Origin of the sequence: Lysinibacillus sp. FJAT-14745, assembly GCF_001275675.1 — a bacterium.
Taxonomy (GTDB): domain Bacteria; phylum Bacillota; class Bacilli; order Bacillales_A; family Planococcaceae; genus Lysinibacillus.
In genome coordinates this window covers 184584-201997 of the sequence record NZ_LITM01000008.1, presented here as the reverse complement: position 1 = coordinate 201997, position 17414 = coordinate 184584, and the positions used below count along the sequence as shown (strand labels likewise).

At 40.8% G+C, this 17414-nt stretch carries 15 protein-coding genes and 1 riboswitch; of the genes, 14 read left to right on the top strand and 1 reads right to left on the bottom strand.

Annotated features, from left to right (window positions below; all coding sequences use genetic code 11):
* Nucleotides 1-77 precede the first annotated feature (77 nt).
* Nucleotides 78-1007, bottom strand: a complete 930-nt coding sequence (locus tag AMS59_RS14670) for a threonine/serine dehydratase (protein ID WP_053484488.1) — start codon at nt 1005-1007, stop codon at nt 78-80.
* 205 nt (nt 1008-1212) lie between these two features.
* On the opposite strand from AMS59_RS14670, the gene AMS59_RS14665 reads away from it, so the two are divergent.
* The 14 genes from AMS59_RS14665 to AMS59_RS14600 all read left to right on the top strand — a co-directional run bounded on the left by AMS59_RS14665 (nt 1213) and on the right by AMS59_RS14600 (nt 17374).
* The gene (locus AMS59_RS14665; protein ID WP_053484487.1) at nt 1213-1644 is read left to right on the top strand and encodes a DUF1934 domain-containing protein; all 432 of its coding nucleotides are present in this window, start codon (nt 1213-1215) and stop codon (nt 1642-1644) included.
* Nucleotides 1644-3311, top strand: a complete 1668-nt coding sequence (gene argS / locus AMS59_RS14660; RefSeq protein WP_053484486.1) for an arginine--tRNA ligase — start codon at nt 1644-1646, stop codon at nt 3309-3311. Before AMS59_RS14665 ends, argS begins: the two co-directional genes overlap by 1 nt.
* A 476-nt stretch (nt 3312-3787) precedes the next feature.
* Nucleotides 3788-4081, top strand: coding sequence for a hypothetical protein (locus tag AMS59_RS26370; RefSeq protein ID WP_053484485.1), 294 nt, complete (start codon nt 3788-3790; stop codon nt 4079-4081).
* 109 nt (nt 4082-4190) lie between these two features.
* The gene (locus tag AMS59_RS14650; RefSeq protein WP_053484484.1) at nt 4191-4580 is read left to right on the top strand and encodes a MerR family transcriptional regulator; all 390 of its coding nucleotides are present in this window, start codon (nt 4191-4193) and stop codon (nt 4578-4580) included.
* Nucleotides 4573-6075 carry a class I adenylate-forming enzyme family protein gene (locus tag AMS59_RS14645; RefSeq protein WP_053484483.1) on the top strand — a complete coding sequence of 501 codons (1503 nt, stop codon included), beginning with the start codon at nt 4573-4575 and terminating at the stop codon, nt 6073-6075. The genes AMS59_RS14650 and AMS59_RS14645 overlap by 8 nt, the downstream gene beginning before the upstream one ends.
* A gap of 1 nt (nt 6076) precedes the next feature.
* Nucleotides 6077-7744, top strand: a complete 1668-nt coding sequence (locus AMS59_RS14640) for an acyl-CoA dehydrogenase family protein (protein ID WP_053484482.1) — start codon at nt 6077-6079, stop codon at nt 7742-7744.
* 86 nt (nt 7745-7830) lie between these two features.
* Nucleotides 7831-8014: riboswitch (cobalamin riboswitch) on the top strand.
* A gap of 92 nt (nt 8015-8106) precedes the next feature.
* Nucleotides 8107-8415, top strand: coding sequence for a hypothetical protein (locus AMS59_RS25305; protein ID WP_234007800.1), 309 nt, complete (start codon nt 8107-8109; stop codon nt 8413-8415).
* Between the two features lie 64 nt (nt 8416-8479).
* Nucleotides 8480-9445, top strand: coding sequence for an ABC transporter substrate-binding protein (locus AMS59_RS14630; protein WP_053484480.1), 966 nt, complete (start codon nt 8480-8482; stop codon nt 9443-9445).
* Complete coding sequence (locus AMS59_RS14625; RefSeq protein WP_053484479.1) at nt 9442-10443, top strand: iron ABC transporter permease; 1002 nt, start codon at nt 9442-9444, stop codon at nt 10441-10443. Before AMS59_RS14630 ends, AMS59_RS14625 begins: the two co-directional genes overlap by 4 nt.
* Nucleotides 10440-11906, top strand: coding sequence for an adenosylcobinamide amidohydrolase (locus tag AMS59_RS14620; protein ID WP_053484478.1), 1467 nt, complete (start codon nt 10440-10442; stop codon nt 11904-11906). Before AMS59_RS14625 ends, AMS59_RS14620 begins: the two co-directional genes overlap by 4 nt.
* Nucleotides 11907-11911: 5 nt before the next feature.
* Nucleotides 11912-12475, top strand: a complete 564-nt coding sequence (locus AMS59_RS14615) for a cob(I)yrinic acid a,c-diamide adenosyltransferase (RefSeq protein WP_053484477.1) — start codon at nt 11912-11914, stop codon at nt 12473-12475.
* Nucleotides 12476-12896: 421 nt separating this feature from the next.
* Nucleotides 12897-15119, top strand: a complete 2223-nt coding sequence (locus AMS59_RS14610; protein ID WP_053484476.1) for a heterodisulfide reductase-related iron-sulfur binding cluster — start codon at nt 12897-12899, stop codon at nt 15117-15119.
* A 198-nt stretch (nt 15120-15317) separates the two neighbouring features.
* Complete coding sequence (locus tag AMS59_RS14605) at nt 15318-16523, top strand: acetyl-CoA C-acetyltransferase (protein ID WP_053484475.1); 1206 nt, start codon at nt 15318-15320, stop codon at nt 16521-16523.
* Nucleotides 16523-17374: a 3-hydroxybutyryl-CoA dehydrogenase gene (locus AMS59_RS14600; RefSeq protein ID WP_053484474.1), complete on the top strand. Its 852-nt coding sequence runs from the start codon at nt 16523-16525 to the stop codon at nt 17372-17374. The genes AMS59_RS14605 and AMS59_RS14600 overlap by 1 nt, the downstream gene beginning before the upstream one ends.
* Nucleotides 17375-17414: the final 40 nt, after the last annotated feature.

The following is a 17414-nucleotide window of genomic DNA, read 5'->3' as shown; positions in this document are numbered from 1 at the left end:
AATTGAACCGCCGTATACGGATCCGTACGTACGGTGGTTGGAGAGGTCGGGAGTTAGTCACTCCCTCCTACTCGATTCTAAAGCTCTAATCCAACATTACCTCCTGAAATAAGGAAGCACACTTTTTCGTTTGTACGAATAGGTAAAGTTCCTTGCAGGGCAGCGCCAATGCCGATAGAAGAGGAGGGTTCTGCGATAATTTTACCCTCTGAAAGTAAGGTTTTCATCCCGCGTTGAATCAATGCTTCATCTACACTTACAACCTCATCGATAAGCTGTTGAACAATTGGAAAATTCCGTTCCCCAGGCTGTAAAGTGAGTAGGGCATCTGCCAAAGATTTTTGTTCCGCTAACAGCAATCTTTCACCAGCTTCTAAGCTTTTTGTATAACGCGAAACAACAGCAGGCTCCACACCAATTATTTTGATATGAGGTGCAATGGATTTGACAGCAGTTGCAATGCCACTAATTAATCCACCACCGCCAATAGGAACAACAATAGTTTCGACTTCAGGAAGCTGTGCTACTATTTCTAAACCTGCTGTTCCTTGTCCTGCCATAATATCGTAATCATCATAAGGATGTATGTTGCAATAGCCATTATCGCGACTGAGTTTTTCTGTAAGAACATGTCTTTCTGCCAGCTTACACTGTACAACTTCTGCACCTAAGGCACGTATTCCTTCAACCTTAACAGTAGGAGCTGAATCTGGAAGAACAATTGTCGCTTTACTATTTAATAGCTTGCCTGCATAGGCAACACCTTTGCCATGATTACCTGAGGATGCAGCGACTACGCCTTTTTGTAATTGTTCTAAAGGCATGGAAAGCATTTTATTGAGAGCCCCTCGAAGTTTAAAGGAGTTTGTTTTTTGCATATTCTCGGCTTTTATATAGACGTGACATCCTAAAAGTTGATTGAGCCCATTTAATCGAATAATAGGCGTTTCATATATATAAGGTGAAATTCTTCGTTTAGCAGCATGAATTTGTTCAAGTGTTAACATACAGCAACCCTCATTTCGTTAAAATAATCGAATATTCAAACTCCTTAATATAACTGTAGATTTACAGCCAATTTGTGTCAATCATTAAATAATGAACAAATTACTGCTACATCGGCTAGAATACTTACTTCTATCTTGAAAAAATATGAGTATTCATCCTATAATAAAAAGGTTATAGTAAAAACAATAAAAGGGAGCGTCCATAATGGCGAACGAAGTAAGATCGCAGGTGAACATTAAGCTCATTTCTACGATTTGCCCAATTGATGGGGAGTCCGAAAGTTATGAAATGTTGCTGACAGGGCAGCTACTTGAAAAAGCAGGAAGCATCTATTTGAAATATGAAGAGGTGCAGGAGGATAAAACCATCCGCACAACTATGAAGCTAGGCAATGAACAGGCATTAATTATGCGTACTGGAGCAGTAAAAATGCGACTACCACTTAACATAATTGAACAACAAATAGGTCATTATGAAAGTGAGTTCGGTTCAATGCCACTCGTCATCCACACGAAAAAAATGACGTATACAAAACAGGCAGTAAGCGGAGATTTCCATGTACAGTACGATTTACTAATGGGTGGGCAATCCGTTGGCAATTATAAATTAGATATTACATTTACGGAGGTACAATGATGAACGCAGTAGAACAAGTACAACAAGCCATTAAAGCAGCGATTGCGCAGGCTGTTGAAAAAGCTGGCTTAGTCGAGGCTGGCACAGAATTAAATATTCACCTTGAAACACCGAAGGATAAAGCAAACGGAGACTATGCAACAAATATTGCTATGCAATTAACGAAATTAGCAAAAAAACCACCTCGTGCGATTGCGGAAGCTATTTTAGAAAATCTTGACACAGCAGGTACAGATATTGAAAAAATCGATATTGCTGGCCCTGGCTTCATGAATATTACTGTACGTAAAGATTTCTTATCAGGTGTAGTAAAAGCAGTGCTTGAGCAAGGTGCTGATTATGGTCGTTCAAATGCTGGTGCGGGAGAAAAAGTTCAAATTGAATTCGTATCTGCAAATCCAACAGGTGATCTTCATTTAGGTCATGCGCGTGGAGCTTCTGTAGGGGATTCACTATGTAACGTATTAGATATGGCAGGTTATGAAGTATCACGTGAGTACTACATTAACGATGCGGGTAATCAAATTAATAACTTAGCTTATTCACTTGAAGCGCGTTATAAGCAAGCTTTAGGAATGGATGCTGAGATGCCAGAAGATGGCTACCACGGTTCAGATATTATTGAGATCGCTGGTAAACTAGCTAGTGAGCATGGCGATGCAATTTTATCTAAAACTGAAGAAGAACGTTTTGCATTCTTCCGTCAACATGGTTTAGCGTTAGAATTAGACAAGTTAAAAACAGACCTTGCAAACTTCCGTGTAAACTTTGATGTGTGGTATTCAGAAACTTCTCTATATGAAAACGGCAAAATCGAAGTAGCGTTAGATAAACTAAAAGCGAATGGTCATGTATTTGAAGAAGACGGTGCTACTTGGTTCCGTTCGACAACATATGGCGATGATAAAGACCGCGTGTTAATTAAAAATGATGGCTCTTTCACATATCTAACTCCAGATATCGCATACCATGAGGATAAAATTGTACGTGGCTTCGATAAATTAATTAATATTTGGGGAGCTGACCACCATGGCTATATCCCACGTATGAAGGCTGCTATTCAAGCACTTGGCCACGACCGTGATACACTTGAAGTAGAAATCATCCAAATGGTTCAGCTTTATAAAAACGGTGAGAAATTCAAAATGTCTAAACGTACAGGGAACGCTGTTACAATGCGTGAGCTTGTAGAAGAAGTTGGCCTAGATGCAGTACGTTATTTCTTCGTGAAAACTGCAGGCGATTCTCACATGGACTTTGACCTTGACCTTGCCGTATCTCAATCAAACGAAAACCCAGTGTATTATGCACAATATGCGCATGCACGTATTTCGTCAATTTTACGCTCAGCAAATGAGCAAGGCTTTGCTGCAACAACAGATCATTTAACTCTGTTAACTGCAGAAAAAGAAATTGATTTACTGAAAAAAGTGGGCGACTTCCCGAAAGTGGTAGCAGATGCTGCGAAGCACCGTACACCACACCGTATCGCCAACTATATTCAAGAAACAGCGGCTGCATTCCACAGCTTCTATAACGCTGAAAAAGTGTTAGATGCTTCAAATAAAGAGTTAACAGAGGCTCGCTTAGCGCTTATTACTGCTGTACGTACAACAATTGCCAACGCATTACGCTTAATCGGCGTATCTGCACCGGAAAAAATGTAATAATAGTCTTTCTAACCCCCGGCACAACAATATGCCGGGGGTTTTTGTATGTTTTAGAAGCGACGGGAAGAATCAGCAGAGCGATGGAAAGAGTCACCAGGTCGACGGAAAGAACCTCGGAAGCGACGGAAGGAATCCGGGGCGACGGAAGGAGTAGCTAGGACGGCGGAAAGAACAGTCGAAGCGACGGAAGGAACCTCCAGAGAGACGGAAGGAATCCGAAGCGACGGATAGAACAGCCAAAATCGTGGATAGAATCATCGAAGGGACGGAAGGAGCAGCCAGGGCGACGGAAGGATCAGTCGAAGCGACGGAAGGAACCTCCAGAGCGACGGAAGGAGCAGCCAGGGCGACGGAAAGAACAGTCGAAGCGATGGAAGGAACCACCAGAGTGACGGAAAGAATCCGAAGCGACGGATAGAACAGCCAAAATCGTGGATAGAGAAGCCGAAATCGTGGATAGAGAAGGCAAAGTCGTGGATAGAGAAGCCGAAGTCATGGATAGAACAGCCAAAGTCATGGATAGAACAGTCGAAGTGGTGGATAGGATCATCAAAGCGACGGAAGGAGCAGCCAGAACGACGGAAAGAATCGTCGAAGCGACGGAACGCCCCATTAGAGCGACGGAAAGAATCATCAAAGCGACGGAACGCATCGCCGGAACGACGGAAAGAACAGTCAAAGCGACGGAAAGAACCCTCGATGCGACAAAAAGCCCTCGCAAACTGACAGAAAGTCCCGCAAAACAAATGAAAGACATCCCGGAATAATCCTATTCAGCTGCTTAAATCAATAATTTTCTTAAAAATTCAGATATCTTGTTGAAGTTTACGTTAGCGTCAATGATATACTGATGGAAAACGGGAAGGGGAGATGATGTTGAAGACGATTCAAGAAGTGGCTAAGCGGTTTAATGTTTCAACACGGACAATTCGCTATTATGAGGAGCTTGGGCTGCTTAATCCTGATCGATCATCTACTAATCAGCGAACCTTTTCAAAAAAAGAATTAGCGAAGCTGAAGCTTATTTTCCGAGGAAAGCGTTACGGTTTTTCACTTGAGGAGATTAAGGAGATGGTATTGCTGTTTGATTATGATCGCACGGGCATTCAGCAGTTGGAGCGTACGGTCGAATATGGGGAGCAAAAAATTCAAGAGATTGATAGCAAAATAGCAGAGCTTGCACAAATGAAGAGTGAGTTACAGCAATTACAAGGCGTTTTTATAGATAAAATAGCGACTTTAAAGGGAGAGATGCACGATGAATAGTTCGAATTTGTTAGCACGTAATGCGCGAAAGTACCCTATGAGTGAAGCTGTTGTTTGTCAGGGGGAACGAGTGACTTATCGTGATTTAGATGAGCAAGTGACACGTTTTAGTCATGCTTTATTAGAGCAGGGTGTGCGGCAAGGCGATAAAGTAATCATTTTTATGCCAAATGTAGTAGAGTTTGTTGTTAGCTATTTTGCTAGTCAGCGTATTGGAGCTATTGTCGTTCCAGTAAATGCGAAATTTACGCTGCAAGAGGTTGAGTATGTAGCCCAACATGCTGATGCTAAAGCTATTCTAGTACATGAGGCAATTTTTGCAGCTGTTGAAAAAATCACGGTTGTTCCTTTAAAAATCAAAACAGGTCAAGAGAAGGCTGGTTGGCTAAACTATGAAACACTTATTCAACATGCAAGCATTGAAACAATTGATTGCCAGCTGAATGAAGATGATGTCTCAACGATTTTATATACCTCGGGTACAACGGGAAAACCAAAGGGTGTAATGTTTAGCTATCGCAATATTTTAACTGTAGCGCAAATGATTGCAATAGAAATGGAAGTAAAGCCTGAAAGCCGGATCCTTCTTATGATGCCGTTGACGCATTCAGCTCCATTACATTTATTTTTAATGGCAGGAGTACTTGTAGGCTCGACAAATGTACTAACGCCAACATTTACACCTGATTTATTGATAGATTCAATTGAGCAGGAAAGAACAACGCATTTCTTTGGCGCTCCTGTCGCTTATTTGTTAACTGCCCAACTGCCAAGATTGCAAACAACTGATTTATCATCGATGAAATGGTGGGCTTATGGTGGAGCGCCGTTATCACAAAACGAAGTTCGCCATTTACAAAAAGCTTTCAAAACAGAAAATTTAACTTGTGTTTATGGCTTAACTGAGGCTGGTCCAAACGGTTCAATATTGTTTGGTGAAGAGCATGCAACGAAGGCGGGGAGTGTTGGTCGGCGTGCACCACTTGGAGCGGAGCTGCGGATTATTAACGATAATGGAGAAGATGTCAGTGTTGGTGAAGTAGGAGAAATTGTCTTACTTGGTGAGGGTAACATGCTGGGTTATTACAAGGATGATGTTGCAACAAAGGCTGCATTTATAGATGGCTGGCTGAAAACAGGTGACTTAGCTCGCCTAGATGAGGACGGCTATATTTGGATTGTGGATCGTAAAAAGGATGTTATTTTTTCAGGCGGTGTGAATATTTACCCGAAAGAAATTGAAGATAGTATGTTGAGCTATAAGGGGATATTTGAAGTTGCTGTAATTGGTGTACCGCATTCAGAGTGGGGAGAAACGGTGAAGGCTGTTTATGCCGCTAAAACAGACATTGACGAGGACGAACTTAAAGCTTATTTGGAGGAGCATCTTGCTAAATATAAAATTCCACGCATCTTTGAACGTGTGGAAGCGCTACCACGAAATGCATCGGGCAAAATACTAAAACAATCCTTGAAGGGACAAGAGGTGAGATAGCATGAAGGTTTTACAGCAGGAAGAAATGAAAACAACAAACTTTTTTAAAGATAATGATACACTTCATAAAGTTTTAGAAATGATGCTAGATAAAGAGTTTGCAGACTATGCCACACGCGAGCTAACAGATTTCGGTGAGCTTTGTGCTGGAGATATTGATGTGAGAGCAAAGCATACGGATAGAGAGGGTGAGCCTCGATTACAAAGGTATAGTGCCTATGGTGAAGAAGTGTCAGAGATTTGGGTCAATGATGGTTATAAAAGAACAATTGAAGAGACGTACAATACTGGCATTGTTGGCTATGTGCATAAGGATATTCCGCAATTAGGTAGAAAGGGCAATTATGTCTATAGCTTTGCTCAAGGCTATATACTATCACATGCTGAGCCAGGCTTTTACTGTCCTGTTACTTTAACAATGGCAACGGCTTATTTACTTGATCATTATGCGAGTGATGAGGTGAAGGAGCGCTTTTTACCACATGTTTGTGCAACAGGAGATACGGAACTATATGAGGGAGCTACATTTTTAACGGAGCGTCAAGGTGGCTCTGATGTTGGTGCGAATGTTGTGGAAGCAAGAAAGGACGGCAATCAGTATCGTTTATATGGGGAGAAATATTTTGCATCGAACGCAGGAATGTGCGGTGTAACCATGGTATTGGCACGCATGGAAGGGGCTCAGGTAGGTTCAAAGGGCTTAACATTGTTTGCAGTTCCATGGCGAAATGAGGATGGTACAGTTAATAACCTGCGCATTCGGCGTTTAAAGGATAAACTTGGTGTAAGAGCAGTACCTTCTGGTGAGGTGGAATTTGATGGTGCGCTAGCATATGTTGTAGGTGACCCAAATAAAGGAATTTACTATATGCTGGAGGCGCTTAATTTATCAAGAATTTGCAATGCGGTTGCTTCTATCGGCATTATGCGCCGCGGCTATTTAGAGGCGAAGCATTATGTGACAAATCGTCATGCCTTTGGAAAGCCTTTAACGCAATATCCTATGATTCAGGATACATTAGGGAAATTCGCTGCCAAGCTTCATGTAGAAGTTGCCACGGTTTTTGATCTTATTCAGCTGTACGATAAAGTAACTAGTGGGCAGGGGAATAAAGAGGACATCGTTTTGAATCGTTTGTATATTGCTATCATGAAAAAAGAAACGGCAGAGCAAGCTGTACATTATGCTAGTGAAGCCATTGAATTACATGGCGGAAACGGCTATATTGAAGATTTTGTTACACCTCGGTTATTACGAGATGCACAGGTGCTTACTGTGTGGGAGGGGACTGCGAATATTTTAGCTTTAGAGCTCATTCGTTTAGTTGATAAGTTTCATGCGCACGAAATGTTTGTTCGTGTCATGGAAGAACGTCTAGAGAAACTAGCTACCAGTCCATTAGTCGAAATTGTTATGGATCAATTAGCAAAACTAGATTCAACTTTGCAAACATTTGCCGGTTTAGACGATGCAACGAAAACGTTTGAGGCAAAAAAGGTCGCAGAGAAAATGGCGCATTTATATGAAAGTGTGGTAGCAGTCGAATGGGCACAAAGATTCGGCGGCAAATATGAGAAGCTAGCAGATATTTATTTAGAGCATACATGGGCATTACGAGAAATGGGTGCACCAATGAAAACGGTACAGTATTTTTCAGATATAGTCTAACTTCTTTCAGTATGTCGGACAGAATTGATTTGTTTAGGAGTCGTCTCGAATGGAGGCGGCTTCTTTCGTTTTCATGTATAATACAATCAACTGAATATTATAAAGGTTCTTTACTTAAGTAAAGAGAAAAGGGAAATCGGTGTAATTCCGATGCGGTCCCGCCACTGTATGTGTGAGTTTTTTCAATCTACGCCACTGAAACTTTCGGGAAGGCTTGAAAAAGCGTATGGAGCACGAGCCAGGAGACCTGCCTTTATAGAAAACACGTTGTAGCCTACGAGGATAGGATGGTGGATTTTGTATATGTTTTTTGTGCAAATTTGACCCCCTCATTGTTTTATGATGAGGGGTATTTGTTTTGGATGATGAATGTCGATAAATTTGAAAAAGTGGGCGATAAACCTACAATGTTGGTAGATAAACTCAAAAAGTTGGTTGATAAATCCGCAAAGTTGAGTGATAACCCAAAGTTGGGCGATAAATCCACAAAGTTGGTAGGCAAACTCAAAAAGTTGGTAGATAAATCCGCAAAGTTGGTAGATAAACTCACAAAGTTGAGCGATAACCCAAAGTTGGTTGATAAATCCGCAAAGTTGAGCGATAACCCAAAGTTAGGTGATATATCCACAAAGTTAGGCGATAACCCACAACCTCGAGCGTTAAAAAACTAAAATGTATCGATAATTCAGAAAAACAATAAAAACTATACGCACAAATAGACTAAGGGGGATTCACATGAAGAAAATTTGGAAAATAGGATTATCAGCATTTTTAGCTATTGGCCTGCTTGCTGCATGTAATACAAAAGAGGCAACAAATGATAAGCCGTCATCTTCTGAGCAACAAGAGACTGCAAAAGTAGATCAAGCAACATTCCCAATGACGATAAAAGATGCTACAGGCAAGGATATTACGCTAGAAGCACCTCCTGAAAAAATTGTCTCTCTCATTCCGAGTAACACTGAAATATTGTTTGGCCTTGGCTTAAATAATGAAATAGTTGGCGTGACAGATAATGACAATTATCCAGCGGAAGCTAGTAAAAAAGAAAAGGTTGGCGGCATGGATTATAATATTGAAAAAATTATTGCTTTATCGCCAGATATCGTTTTTGCACATGCATCGGGTATGGGGAATTCAAAAGGAGCAATTGAACAGCTTGAAGCTGCAGGTGTGAAAGTATTTGTTGTAGCGGATGCAAAAAACTTTAATGAAACTTACACAACGATTGAACAGCTTGGTCGTGCAACAGGAAAACTAGAAGAGGCTAAAAAAATTGTTGCAAATATGAAGGCGAAGGTTAAAGAAGTTGAAACAAAACTTGACGGTGTTGAGCCAAAGAAAGTCTTTGTAGAGTCGTCTGATGTGCCACAGATTTATACAGCTGGTAAAGGTACATTTATGAATGAGATGCTAGAAATGATTCATGCCGAAAATGTGGCAGCAGATACAAATGACTGGTATCAAATAGATGCTGAACAAATTATCGCGAAAAATCCAGATGTCATTGTAGTAGCCTATAATTATGTACCAGATATTTTAACGAAAATTCCACAACGTCCAGGCTTTGAGACAATAACTGCCGTAAAAAATAAAGCTATTGTACAAGTGGATGAAAGTACGACAAGTCGTCAAGGTCCTCGATTAGCAGATGGTTTTGAGGAATTAGCGAAGGCGGTCTACCCAGAGGCGTTTAAATGAGTAAAACAATTGTAGCCTATGTAACAGCAATTACGCTTCTAATCATTAGCATCTGGTGTGGTGTGGCGATAGGCTCAGTTCATATTCCGCTAGAAGTAGTGTGGAATAAGGCGGCTGATGAAACACCTGCCAATATTTTATGGAAGATTCGTTTACCTCGAGTACTGCTGGCAGGGCTTGTAGGGGCATCACTTGCTATTGCAGGGGCAGCTTTTCAAGGCTTATTAAAGAACCCTTTGGCTGACCCGTATACGTTAGGTGTTTCCTCTGGTGCATCAGTTGGTGCAGTTATGACGATTTTCTTTAGTATATCAATACCTGTAGTCGGCCATTTTACATTGCCCATCTTTAGTATGATTGGTGCCATATTAACGATGGTAGCTGTTATGGGCTTTGCTAGAATAGTAGACCGTTCGCTAAAAATGGAAACTCTTATTTTAACAGGGGTTATATTTAGTTCATTTTTAGGTTCCCTGATTTCATTAATGATTGCATTGTCTGGTGAGGAGCTACGCCAAGTTGTCGGATGGCTGCTCGGTTCAGTATCAATGCGTGGTTGGCCATACGTTCAGATGATTATCCCGTTTGTCATAATCGGCTCCATTATGCTTTGGACACAAAGACGCGAGTTAAATGTTCTGTTATATGGTGAAGAACGCGCGAAGCATTTAGGTGTCAATGTTAAGCGTAGTAAATATATTATTTTAGTGGGTGGATCCATGTTGACAGGAGCTGCGGTAGCGGTTTCTGGAACGATTGGCTTTGTTGGTTTAGTTGTTCCTCATATGACGAGAATGGTTTGGGGTTCCGATCATCGTCATTTATTGCCATTATCATTTTTAAATGGGGCAACTTTGCTGATTATTTGTGATTTAATAGCACGAACAATTATTATGCCAAGAGAGCTACCGATTGGTGTCATTACTGCATTTATTGGGGCGCCCGTTTTTTCCTATATTTTTTATAAGCAACGTAGAGGCAAGGGGGTACGGGCATGATTGTTGTTGAACATCTTTCAGGTGGCTATGGAGATGTACCGATCGTCCGTGATATTAGTTTTTCCGTTGACAAAGGAAAAATACTAGGGATATTAGGACCAAATGGAAGCGGGAAATCCACGCTGTTAAAAGTAATAAGTGGCATACTTCCAGCAACTGCAGGCACTATATTAGTAGATGGTAAAAATAGTAGTTCTTACAATGCTCGTGCATTAGCAAAAAAAATGGCGGTGCTTCCGCAATTACATGCCAATGCCTTTTCAAACAGTGTACGGGAGGCAGTATCACTTGGACGGTATCCACATCAAACAGGCTTCTTTTCAAGCTGGACTGATCGTGATGAACAAGCAGTTCAACATGCAATGATACAAACTGGTGTGCAACGCTATGAACAGACACCGATGGAATTTTTGTCGGGCGGTGAACAGCAAAGAGTTTTTGTAGCCCAAGCTCTTGCACAAACAGCGGAAATATTACTGTTGGATGAACCAACGAACCATCTAGATATTGCTCATCAACGTCAAATTTTAGATATGGTGCGAAAGGAAGCAATTGAAAGTGGTTTAACCGTTATTATGGTGCTGCATGATATGAATTTAGCTTCTCTCTATTGTGATGAATTATTACTAATGGAGGAAGGACGGATGCGGGCATTGGGGGCGCCACATGAAGTATTAATCGCTTCACAAATTGAAGACGTTTACCATGCCCGAGTTGCAACTTATGCACATCCAGAAATTCCAAAGCCTCAAATTACCATGATGCCAGCCTCAGTTGAACATCAGCAACGTGCTGTCATTACAAAAGAAAATTTTACTGTTACAGATCATTACATTCAGCTTCAATCAGAGTTTCCTTTAAAAACAGTGTCCTCAGCTGTCCATAATCCGGGTATCGGCTGGTATGATTGTCTGTTAAATCGCTCCGTACCAATAGATTATGTCATTAATGATGTAAAGAGAGAGGTCGCTGAATTTTTACTAAAGGAGCATTTTTCATCTACAAGCACCGTCGTCATGTTAACGGCTGTCCCAACAAATCTTGTAGCTATTAATGAATTTAAAGCTTCCTTTGGTAGCGTCCTTGTTGCTGTTACAGCTGGAGTTGGTAATGCTGTTGATGTGTCTCGTGCACATGAAAGACAAGATGAACCATATATTGGTACTATAAATACGTGGGTCATCGTTAATGGTTGTTTATCAGAAGAAGCGTTTTTCCAAGCAATGATGACAGCTACTGAGGCGAAAACAAAGGCATTGCAATCGGAAAATATTCGTGATGAGCTTAGTGGTACGATTGCGACAGGTACAGCTACAGATAGTTTATTGATTGCAGCGACACAAAGAGGGGAAGAAATGCTGTACGGTGGTCCAATTACTGATGTAGGTAAGATTATTGGTAAAGGTGTTTTTGAAACAACTGTGCAGGCTATTGAGAATTATAAAAATAATTCTAGGAGATGAGAGAAATGAAGCTTTATACAAAAACAGGCGATACGGGGAAAACAAGTCTTATCGGGGGGCGTGTAGACAAAGATAGCTTACGCGTTGAAACATACGGGGCCATCGATGAATTAAATTCTTTTATTGGTAAGGCTGTTAGTGAACTAGATCGTGAGCTATTCAAGGATATTCTAATTGATTTAGAAACGATTCAGCATGAGCTTTTCGATGCAGGCGGCGACCTTGCTAACGTCATGAAGGAACGCCATTATAAGCTAACAGAGCAGCCAATTGAAGTGTTGGAATCTCGTATTGATGCATTGTCAGATGAAGCGCCACCACTACAGCGCTTTATTTTACCAGGTGGTGCACCAGCAGCTGCAACTTTACACATAGGTCGCACAGTAGCACGTCGAGCAGAGCGTCAAATGGTAACGCTTATGAAGGAAATCGAAGACGTACCGACGATTGTACAAAAATATTTAAATCGTCTATCTGATTATTTATTTGCAGCAGCACGTGTTATTAATTTTAGATTGAATGTTGCAGATGTTGAGTATATTCGAAGCGGCAATGTCTTTAAAAAATAGTCTGTTATTATGCGTTTGGCGCCACAGATGAGTGATGAATTCATTTTTATAGTAATATTTTGAAGATTTATCGGAACAAAATCTCGTTTTATCGGAACAATTTTAGCTTTTATCGGAATGTTTTCTCGTTTTATCGGAACAATTTCAGTTAGAACGGAAATCAACCCACGTTATGGTGAGAAGTTATATTTGTATTTAAAATAATGTAAAAAATGGTCACTTTGAAAAATTCAGGGTGGCTTTTTTTCTTATAAAATGTAAGAATATAAAATTATCAGAAATATTTCCGTTTTATGTTGACTGAATGCTCACTCATTTATTAGAATAGGAATATAATGATGGAATGACGTACATTTACGTATGAGCTAGCAAATTTATCACAAAGAGAGAAACTTACGACAAACTAAAGGGGGGACCAACCATGAGTCCATTAGTAATTGCAAACATTGTTCTAACAGTCGTGGTTGTGCTTTATGCAGTAGGATTATTCTTCTATCTGTTAAAAACACGCTATAAGTTTGTGCAATTGGGGAAAAAGGTTGAGTTTGATGAAAGTGTTAAAGAACGAGTTCGATATCTTATGGTTAATGTACTTGGCCAAAACAAGCTATTAAAAGATCCGAAGAGTGGTTTAATTCACGTCATGTTCTTCTATGGATTTTTGATGGTGCAGTTAGGGGCTATTGATTTAATTTGGAAGGGGTTAGCACCTGGATCACATTTGCCACTTGGCATTTTCTACAGTATGTTTACATTCTTCCAAGAGCTTGTGGTATTAATGATTTTAGTGGCGGTTGTGTGGGCATTTTACCGTCGTTATGTAGAAAAGCTAGTACGTCTAAAACGAGGCTGGAAAAATGGTCTTGTCTTAATTTTCATTGGCGGGTTAATGGTATCTACATTACTTGCAAATGGTATGGGAATCATTTGGCATGGTGAAGGACTAAGTTATACAGAGCCAGTTGCTTCTGGCATTGCTGCTATTTTTAGTTTCTTACCAGCATCAGCAGCTGCTGTTGTTTTCTATGTAATGTGGTGGGCGCACTTATTAATTCTTTTAACATTCTTAGTGTATGTACCACAATCGAAGCACTTCCACTTGATTGTAAGCCCGATTAATGTGTACATGAACCGTCTAGATCGTACAGGTACGCTAACACCAATCGACTTTGAAGCATTAGAAAATGCTGAAGATGAAGATGATATTCCGGCAATTGGTGTTGGACGTATTGAAGATTTTACACAAAAACAAATGCTAGATTTATATTCTTGTGTAGAGTGTGGACGCTGTACAAATATGTGTCCAGCATCAGGAACAGGGAAAATGTTATCACCGATGGATTTAATCGTGAAGCTGCGAGATCATTTAACGTTTACAGGTGCTGTTGTGACAAAGCAAAAGCCTTGGGTACCTTATCAATTCTTTGCTAATACAAAGGGGAATCAGTTAGCAATGGCAGCTGGTGCTGAGGGCGCAGTCATTGAAGATATCTACAGCCCTTCTTTAATCGGCGATGTCATTACAGAAGAAGAGATTTGGGCATGTACGACTTGTCGTAACTGTGAGGATCAATGTCCTGTTATGAACGAGCATGTCGATAAAATTATTGATTTACGTCGTTACTTAACAATGACTGAAGGAAAAGTAAACCCTGATGCACAACGCGCGATGACAAATATCGAGCGTCAAGGCAATCCTTGGGGCTTAAACCGTAAAGAAAAAGAAAATTGGCGTGACCTAGATCCAACCATTCATGTTCCAACAGTGAAAGAGCTGAAAAAATCAGGTGAGGAAATGGAATATTTATTCTGGGTAGGTTCAATGGGTGCATTTGATAACCGCTCGCAAAAAATTGCATTAGCATTCTGTCGTTTATTAAACGAGGCAGGTGTGAAGTTTGCGATTTTAGGAAATAAAGAGAAAAACTCAGGGGACACTCCTCGTCGTTTAGGAAATGAATTCTTATTCCAAGAGCTGGCAACAGCAAATATCGATGAATTTGAGAAAAACGACGTCAAGAAAATCGTTACGATCGACCCGCACGCTTACAATATCTTTAAAAATGAATACCAAGACTTTGGCTGGAAGGGCGAGGTCTACCACCATACTGAACTATTGAATCAGTTGATTGAAGAAAATCGTCTAGCGTTAAATTATGAAGTTCATGAAACGATTGTGTTCCACGATTCTTGTTATTTAGGTCGTTATAACGATGTTTATGATGCACCACGCGAAATATTACGTGGCATCCCAGGTGTGAAGCTTGTGGAAATGGAGCGTAATCGTGAGTCAGCAATGTGCTGTGGTGCGGGTGGCGGCTTAATGTGGATGGAAGAGCATGTCGGCAACCGAATTAACGTAGCAAGAACAGAGCAAGCTTTAGCAACGGACGCATCAGTTATTTCTTCTGGATGTCCTTACTGCTTAACAATGCTTGAAGATGGTACAAAGGCAAAAGAGGTTGAAGATACAATCAGTACATTCGATGTTGCAGAACTATTAGAGCGTTCTGTATTTGGTGAAAAAGTGAAAGCTGTCGAGGATTCTGTTGAAGAAGCAGCGGATGTAATGGTTGAAGAAGTAGTAGCTGCAGTGGACAGTGTCGAACAAGACAAGAATGTAGAAATTAACGCAGAAAAATGATGGTTATTGCAGAAATATTTTAGTTATCTGAAAAATATAAATTGCACAATAAATAATTGTTTTGTAGAATAAGATTAAATGGAGATGGGAGTTACATTACTAACTCCCATTTTTCATAGCAAGAGGTCGAGCGAGCGTTCAGTCAACAGAAATGCTCTGATACTTCTTCTGGAACGTAAAACAAAAGGGGTGTTTTACTTGAATAGAGCTGTAATTTTAGCAGGAGCAAGAACTGCATTTGGTAAGTTTGGAGGTTCACTATCAGCATTAAGCGCAAGTGATTTAGGCGCAATTGCCATAAAAGGGGCACTTGAAAAAGCGAATTTTTCGCCTGATGAAGTGGATGAAGTAATTTTAGGCTCAGTTTTACAAGGGGGACAGGGCCAAATTCCTTCAAGGCAGGCTGCGATCAAAGCTAATTTACCAATAGCGGTGAAAACAGAAACGATTAACAAAGTTTGTGCATCAGGTATGCGTGCTGTAACACTAGCTAATCAGCTAATTCGATTAGGGGACGAAGAAGTGATTATCGCTGGTGGTATGGAGTCTATGTCCAATGCACCGTATTATCTACAAAATGGTCGAACAGGCTTACGCATGGGCGACTCAACAATGGTGGATGGCATGCTATATGATGGCTTAACATGTGCCTTTGATAAGGCAAGGCCGCATATGGGAAGTTACGGTAATACAACGGCCAAAGAATATTCGTTAAGCCGTGAGGAGCAGGATGCTTGGTCAGTTCGCAGTCATGAACGCGCACTTGCAGCAATTGAGAAAGGTTACTTTGCTGAAGAAATCGTGCCTGTGGAAATTCCACAACGTAAGGGAGAACCGCTTCATGTCGATACAGACGAGGCACCAAGAGCCGGTACGTCAATGGAGGTACTTGCAAAACTCAAGCCAGCCTTTGACAAGGACGGAACGATTACAGCAGGTAATGCTCCTGGCGTTAACGATGGTGCATGTGCCCTAGTAGTAATGAGTGAGGAACGTGCAACGCGTGAAGGCAGAGAGCCACTTGCGGTTATTATCGGCCATGAAGAGATTGCTATTGAGCCAGAGAACTTCCCGCAAACACCAGGACTTGTCATTAATAAATTACTGAAAAAGACAGGGAAATCATTAGCTGATATTGATTTGATCGAAATCAATGAAGCCTTTGCAGCAGTAGCTCTTGTCAGCAAGCAGCTGGCGGATTTAGATGCTGAAAAGGTCAATGTTAACGGTGGTGCAGTTGCACTAGGTCATCCAATCGGAGCGTCTGGAGCACGTATTATTTTAACACTTGCACATGAATTAAAACGTCGTGGCGGCGGTATCGGAATTGCTGCAATCTGCTCAGGTGGAGGGCAAGGCGATGCGATTATGATTGAAGTACCGAAAACAGGGGGACACGAATGATGGGAATTCAAAAAGTGATGGTTATTGGTGCTGGACAAATGGGCTCCGGCATTGCACAAGTTTGTGCACAAGCTGGTTATGATGTCAAACTGAACGACATGAAGCAAGAATTTTTCGAACGTGGTTTAGGAGTCATGACGAAAAACCTGACACGTGATGTCGAAAAGGGTCGTAAAACTGAAGATGAGAAGGCGGCTATTTTAGGTCGTATTAGTATGTCACTAGATTTACAGGATGCTAGTGACGTAGATATTATCATCGAGGCAGCTGTGGAAAATATGGAAATAAAGCAATCCATCTTTAAGCAAATTGATCAGATTGCACCGGCACATGCCATTTTAGCTACGAATACATCATCTTTACCAATTACTGAAATTGCTGCTGTAACAAATCGTCCAGAGCAAGTGATTGGTATGCACTTTATGAATCCTGTACCTGTCATGAAGCTTGTTGAAATTATTAGAGGGTTAGCTACAAGTGATGAAGTCTACAAATCGGTTGAAGACATGACAGTAAAATTAGCGAAAACGCCAGTGGAAGTAAATGACTTCCCAGGCTTTATTTCGAATCGTATTTTATTACCAATGATTAATGAAGCGATCTACGCATTGTATGAGGGTGTAGCATCGAAAGAAGCTATTGATGATGTGATGAAGCTCGGCATGAATCATCCGATGGGTCCGTTGACATTAGCAGACTTTATTGGTCTTGATACATGTCTATCCATCATGGAGATCTTACATGAGGGCTTAGGAGATAGTAAATATAGACCTTGTCCATTGCTTCGTAAATATGTGGCAGCAGGCTGGCTAGGTAAAAAATCTGGAAGAGGCTTTTACGTTTATGAATAATCCTATGGGGATGGGACGATTCAAACGAAAATGTAATGCT